Source organism: Fodinibacter luteus, from assembly GCF_039541575.1.
In the GTDB taxonomy this organism is placed as follows: Bacteria; Actinomycetota; Actinomycetes; order Actinomycetales; family Dermatophilaceae; genus Fodinibacter; species Fodinibacter luteus.
Window position 1 is genome coordinate 143,324 of sequence record NZ_BAABGM010000025.1, and the last position, 6,000, is coordinate 149,323.

General features: G+C 67.8%; 6 protein-coding genes. 3 read left to right on the forward strand and 3 right to left on the reverse strand.

The window, feature by feature from the left end:
• Positions 1-25: 25 nt before the first annotated feature.
• Together ABD899_RS17680 and ABD899_RS17685 are read left to right on the forward strand one after the other, a co-directional pair.
• The gene (locus ABD899_RS17680; protein WP_345208440.1) at positions 26-505 is read left to right on the forward strand and encodes a DUF4112 domain-containing protein; all 480 of its coding nucleotides are present in this window, start codon (positions 26-28) and stop codon (positions 503-505) included.
• A 177-nt stretch (positions 506-682) separates the two neighbouring features.
• Positions 683-1,726 (forward strand): S66 family peptidase, encoded by a 1,044-nt coding sequence (locus ABD899_RS17685; RefSeq protein ID WP_345208442.1) that lies wholly within the window; start codon positions 683-685, stop codon positions 1,724-1,726.
• Between the two features lie 220 nt (positions 1,727-1,946).
• Here ABD899_RS17685 and ABD899_RS17690 read toward each other — a convergent pair whose 3' ends face one another.
• Both ABD899_RS17690 and ABD899_RS17695 read right to left on the reverse strand, forming a co-directional pair.
• Positions 1,947-2,885 carry an alpha/beta fold hydrolase gene (locus ABD899_RS17690; protein ID WP_345208444.1) on the reverse strand — a complete coding sequence of 313 codons (939 nt, stop codon included), beginning with the start codon at positions 2,883-2,885 and terminating at the stop codon, positions 1,947-1,949.
• Positions 2,886-3,595: 710 nt separating this feature from the next.
• Entirely contained in the window at positions 3,596-4,060 is a 465-nt protein-coding gene (locus ABD899_RS17695; protein ID WP_345208446.1) for a DUF6326 family protein, read from the reverse strand.
• Positions 4,061-4,723: 663 nt separating this feature from the next.
• Here ABD899_RS17695 and ABD899_RS17700 point away from each other — a divergent pair.
• Positions 4,724-5,113 (forward strand): hypothetical protein, encoded by a 390-nt coding sequence (locus ABD899_RS17700; protein ID WP_345208448.1) that lies wholly within the window; start codon positions 4,724-4,726, stop codon positions 5,111-5,113.
• Here the strand turns inward: ABD899_RS17700 and ABD899_RS17705 are convergent.
• The gene (locus ABD899_RS17705; protein ID WP_345208450.1) at positions 5,079-5,675 is read right to left on the reverse strand and encodes a VOC family protein; all 597 of its coding nucleotides are present in this window, start codon (positions 5,673-5,675) and stop codon (positions 5,079-5,081) included. The genes ABD899_RS17700 and ABD899_RS17705 overlap by 35 nt on opposite strands.
• Positions 5,676-6,000: the final 325 nt, after the last annotated feature.

Here is a 6,000-nt window from a genome sequence, read left to right on the forward strand (position 1 = left end):
CTCGGACATTGGGCATGATGCTCTGGTGGGCCAGCCCATTCCTCCATCCAGATCCAACCTGCGAGCTAGCCACCGGCTGGCAGTGCTGCTCGATGACCTGGTGCGGATCCCGGGGACGAAGCAGGGCGTCGGCCTCGATGCCTTGCTGGGCCTCGTCCCGGGTTTCGGCGACCTGATCGGGTCGGGGATCTCGGGGGCAATCATGTTCGACGCCGTTCGCGCTCGGGTGCCCGTCCCGGTACTGGCCCAGATGGCCTGGAACCTGCTCCTCGACGCGGCCCTGGGGCTGGTACCCCTCGTTGGTGACGTCGTGGACGTCGCCCACCGCGCGAACGTGCGCAACTACCGCCTGCTGGAGAAGGCGGTAGCCGCGAATCCCAACCCCAGCCCGCCCACCGTGGGTTACGTCGTCGCCGCGCTGGCGCTCACCGTGCTCCCGCTCCTGGCCACCGTCGCGATGGGCGTGTTGACCCTCGTGCTCCTGTTCCGGTGGGTGACCGGCTGACGCCACAGCGGGGGACGCTGAGCCGACGCTCACGCGTTCTCCGCAGATCCGTGAGAGCAGAGACGCCCGGCAAGCGGATGAGACGTACTGGTATCCGATGGGTACGGCTCGGCGCCGAGCGTGGACGCAAGGGGAAGCCGGACTTGTTGAGGGGGTACGCGCGTGGTCGGATTGTGTATGGAGTTCAGGCGCCCGGCCAAGGCCCGGCCCGGGGACAAGGTCGCGGTCGTGTCCCCCTCGTTTGCTGCGCCCGGGCAGGCGCCGTCCGTGCACGAGCAGGCGATGCGCCGCCTGAGCGAGCTCACCGGTCTGGTGCCCGTGGAGTACCCCACCACCCGCAAGGTCGGGGCGTCGGCACGGGAACGGGCGGCCGACCTGAACGCCGCGTTCGGCGATCCCGGGATCCGCGCCGTCCTCGCGACGATCGGCGGTGAGGACCAGATCACGGTCGTTCCACATCTGGATGCCGACGCAGCCTGGGCGGATCCGAAGCCGTTCCTGGGGTACAGCGACAACACCAACATCTTGTCGTGGCTGTGGACGCACGGCGTCGCGGGGTTCTACGGCGGATCAACCCAGGTTCAGCTCGGACCCGGACCCGCTGTCGACACCTGCCATGCGATGGCCCTGCGGGCCGCGCTGATCACCGGCGAACGGCTCGAGGTGACCGACCCGGGCCAGTCCGAGGACTTCGGCAAGGACTGGGCCGACCCAGCCGCACTGACCGAGTACGGCACCCGGGAACCCACCGAACCGTGGGCCTGGGCCGGCCCGGCGCGACCGGTCACCGGCCGCACCTGGGGTGGGTGCATCGACGTCATCTCGTGGATTCTCACCGCGGGCCGCTTCCCCCAGGACCCGTCCGTGCTCGATGGCGGCGTCCTGCTCCTGGAAAGCAGCGAGGACCTGATCCCGGCGCGCGAGTTCGGGTTCATCCTGCGCTCGCTGGGCGAGCGCGGACTGCTCGAAGCCGTGGACGCCGTGATGGTCGCCCGCCCCCCGGCATCCAACTTCACGCGGATGCCGGACCCGGCCGGGCGGGCCGCGCACCGGCAGGCCCAGCGGGAGACCGCCATCGAGATCGTTCAGCGGTACAACGCTGCCGCGGTGGTCTGCGTCGGGGTGCCCTTCGGGCACACCCGACCACAGTGGATCCTCCCCTACGGCGGGACGGTCACCGTCGACGGTGCCAGCCAAAGGGTCTGGGCTGACTTCAGCTAACCCGTTTGGATGCATCGCTCCCGCCCTGCGGCTGTTTCGCCTCTGACGCGGCGGTGAGAGGCACTCCCGGAGCGCCGGCCCGGCCGGTCGCCGGCTGAGTGGTGTCGACTCGTGGGAATGGGCCAGCAAGTACATCCTCGAGCCGTGGGTGAGGCGAGGTGGTCGCCGCTGGCGAGGGCTGTGGCTCAGCGGATTCCGGGGGCCGTGAAGGACCCGTCGGTCATCCTGCGAGGAACTCTTGTATCTCTCTGACGGTGTGTTGGGGCTCGTCGACCCAAGCGAGGTGCCCGGCGTCCGGGATCCATACGATGCGGATGCTGGGATTCTGCGCCGCCAGAGTCGCCCACGCCTTCTTCCGCTTTGTCGACATGAATGGGTCGTTCTCGCCGGAGATGAACATCGTGGGCACGGACAGGTTGCGCCACTGGTCGGCGAGGATCAGGTGAGGGCGTACGCCACGAGCGTTGAGTGCGTTACCGAGAAGCCCGATGATGTCGCGATAGTTGCGCCGGGTGTGCGCTGCGTCGGCATCAAGGAGGAGGTGGTCGAGGCGTTCGGGGTGGGCAACGAGGAGATCGGCCCAGAACTTGCGGCTGTCCGCGCGGGTCGCATTGGCCATCGACCGCTTGCCGACAGCCCATCCCAGGCCGGGCAGGCTCACCAGTCGAATCGGCAGGGGCGCAGATCGGATGACGCCAGGCGGGGCTCCCGCGATGACGAACCGTGACACTCGGTGGGGAGCTGCGTGCGCAAATTCGAACGACCACAGGGCGCCCATCGAGTTGGCCACGATAGCGGCCGTGTCCGTCTCCAGGGCATCGAGGACCTCGGCGAGGAAGGTGCGGGCATGCTCGAGCAGGTCAATGCCGTGGTAGTCGAACGGGGTAGCCAGGCCGTGACCTGGACGGTCGACGGCGAACACACGATGGGTGCGCGCCAAGGAGGTGAGGATCGGTGCCCACACGAGCGCCGTGTCGCCTCCGCCGTGAACGAGGAGCACCGGCGGACCCTCGCCCAGTTCGAGCACCTGCGTTTCGCCGTGGGACCAACGAACCCTTCGTACGCGCACGGTGGGTGCGTAGTGAGCGAGCAGGGCGCTCTGCGCTTCCTGAAGCTGGCGACCCAGGTCGAGCGACCTCGAATCGGGACGGGGTGTCACGCAGTCATTCTCACGGAGCCAGCCAGGCATGCATACCCCCGCTCGATCGTGGCGGCCAGCACCAGGCCCCGAGCGGCTGCAACGAAGTGTCACGGCTGAGGAGAAGGGTCCGGCACCTGCGCTCCCAGAGGGCTCGACCATCGCGCGGCGCAGAGACTGTCGACGTCCGGAACCGCCGGTCTGCGGATCGGTCGATTCTGATCTACACCCTCAAACCCCACCTGTCATTTTCGCAACACGCTCAAGGCGAACAGGCGGCGATTGGACGATTGGACGCACCCTCGGGTCCTCGAGGGCGTGGATGGGTTCGTGGGCTCTTCTACTCGTGGCGCGAACTGGCGAGATCGCCCGGTTCAGGGTTGTGAGGCTGGTTCGTGGATGTCCATGCGCAGCAGTTGGGAGTCGCCCGTGATACTCGGAGGGACTCTGGTGGTGGCGGGCAGCAGGGGCCAGATGTCGTCCTTCCTGATCAGGCGCGGGGCCCGCAGTTCAGTCGGTGCGTGGGCCGTACATCGGGATGAACAGGTACCGTCTGGCAGCCGGTGGGCGTCCAGGGGGGTTCGGTAGGTCTTCCCCGAGATTCGGCCGGTGTGGATCAGCACCGGTCGGGCGCCGCGACGCTCCTCGATGAGGTTGAACACCCGCTTGTGACATGGGCCAGCTAACGCGGGAAGGGCATGGTGGGTTCCTCCTCCGTGGGCAGGCGTGGGTCAACGGGCCAGGTGCGCTGCGCTCTCCCCGGGGAGGGCGTTGGCCGCGGTGTCGGTCGCCGTCGGCCAAGTCCAGGCGTAGTAGGCGATGCCGGCGAGCAGGGCCACCTCAATGGCGCTGCCCAGGATGTAGTAGTTCCACTCGCCGACGGCGCCGCCCACGATCGTCAGGCCGTAGATCACCGGCAAGGCGATGTTCGCGATGCGCGTGATCTTGACCGGCAGGACCAAGCTGAGGAACACCATCAGGCTCGGGAGGGCGATGTACAGGGTCACGCCGAGCAGGAAGGCTTGCCCGATCGTGAACGCGGACATCGTGCCGGCCTCGAGGTCGGCGCGAATGTCGGCCCGGTACAGGCTGAACAGGTCGACGTAGGCAAAGACGAGCATCATGGACGCCCAGAGCGCGGCGATCTTGATGCGGGGGTTGATCCACGGGTCGCGGTAGTGAGTCGTGGTGTTCATAGGGCGGTCATCCCGATCCAGCGAGTAGGAAGTCGGCCACCCGGCCACCGATGGCCTCCTCACAGTGTCCCGCGTGCCGGGCGGGCCCATCTGACGTCAGAGTCCGACCTCACAGAAGTCGCGGCCCGCCGCGGCATCCACTCTCCACCGGGCTTCGCGGGCACCGACCCTGTCGCGCGGTGGCTTCACCTGCTGCAAGGGATGGTCGCGTTCGGGCTCGGCCCGAACTCGGTGGATGTAGTGGTGCGGAGCTATGCCGGGGGGTGGAGTGGGAGTCCTTCTTGAGGCTGACGACAGATCCGTCCGGCGCGACCTAGCGTCGCCGGCGGGAGACACCCCCGAAGGATGACCCGTGACCACAACCACCACGAGCGATGGTCTCGGCGTCGGCCGGCACCGCGCCTCGTCGCTCAGCATGGCTGCCCGGGGCGCCGCGGCGGCGACCCGGGTCCTGGGCTTCGGCCTGCACCTTGCCTCTGTCGTCATTTGCCGTCCCGGACGACAGCGACCCCACGGCGTGGTTGACCTGGGTCGCCGAGAACCCAGAGTCGGCGCAGCTGTCCAAGGTCCTGGACGTGCTGTTCGTCCCGTTCATGGTCGGCGGAGTCGTGGTCCACGTCTTGCTGGGTCGCCTGCGGTCACCGCGTCTGGCCTGGGTGGGCGGTGTCCTCTTCGCGGGGGCTGCTCTGGCTGGCGACCCACGAGGGCTACGAGGCGTTGCCCTACGCACTGGTCATCGACGGACCCCTCGATCCCCAGGCGACCGCCGCCGTGATGCTGGAGTCCTCGCCGGCCGATGCGGCAGCCCAGGTCCTCTTTCTCAGCGGTCTGGTCAACGACTGGTTCCGTGACCCCGGCGATGACGAGATCGACTGGACGCTCCCTGTGTACCGCTCCAGCGACTATTCGGTGATGTTCCCCCCGAGCCTGTCGCGCAGAGGACGCACGTCGATGTTCGCGCCCATGCTCAAGAAGGGAATGTCCCACCGGCCTGGCCGCGCCGAGTTCTTGGCGTCGCTCAGCGCGGTAGAGGGTTGGGGCCGGTCGCGGTGACGAGTCGCTGGGGCACCCAGTCATTGACGTGATGGAACCCGTCGTCGAACGGGCCGGCATCGAGCTCGACGGACGCTCTGAGCGACAGTCGGTAGAACTTCACGTGGGTGAAGTCCTCGAACAAGATGTAGGCGGGGTCGGGCGTGCTGTTCGGGCCCTGGAACTGCTGTCCCGTCAGGACGGGCTTGTGGGCTTCCACGAACGCGTCGAAAGTGTCGCCGATCACCACGCCGAGGTGCTCCAGACCCATCTTGTAGACGCGCTGGTGCACGGGCGGGATGAGCTCGATGAGCGGGACGGCTTTGCCGTCAAGGACCTCGAGTGGCGCGGCGGGGACGATCAAGGAGATCGGGCGGCCGTTCCACACGTTCTCCCGATTGCCGACCGCGTGGCGTTCGAGCAGGTTCCGGACGTGCACGTACTGGTCCCACTCCGGCACGCGGACAGCGAGGTGGCTGAGCAGGTACGGGCGGATGTCGATGCCTCGGGCGAGGAGGCGTTCAGCCTGCTGCCCGGCGAACGCGCGATAGTCCCCGATGATGTCGCCCACAGGATCCGCCATCGCCGCCTCCTCTCGGCAGCCACCTTACGACGTGGTAAGTGGGGCCGCGTCAGGCGGCCTTCGAGCACGCGTGACTGTTGCCGCCGGTCGAAAAGGGTGGACAGGCGGCAAAACGACGCACCATCTATGACGCATTGGAGGATTCCTTGCGTCAGGAGTCGACTGGTCGATCGGCGTTGCCGACAGGCGAGGGGCTCGTCGACGGCCAGCAAACTCGCTGAGGGCTGAACCAGTTCTGTCCAGGGCAATCGGCGAGTCGAACGAGTGGAGTCCGGCAGAGTGGTGTACGACGGACCTGAGTGAGCGCGTGCCTCCCACGTAGGCG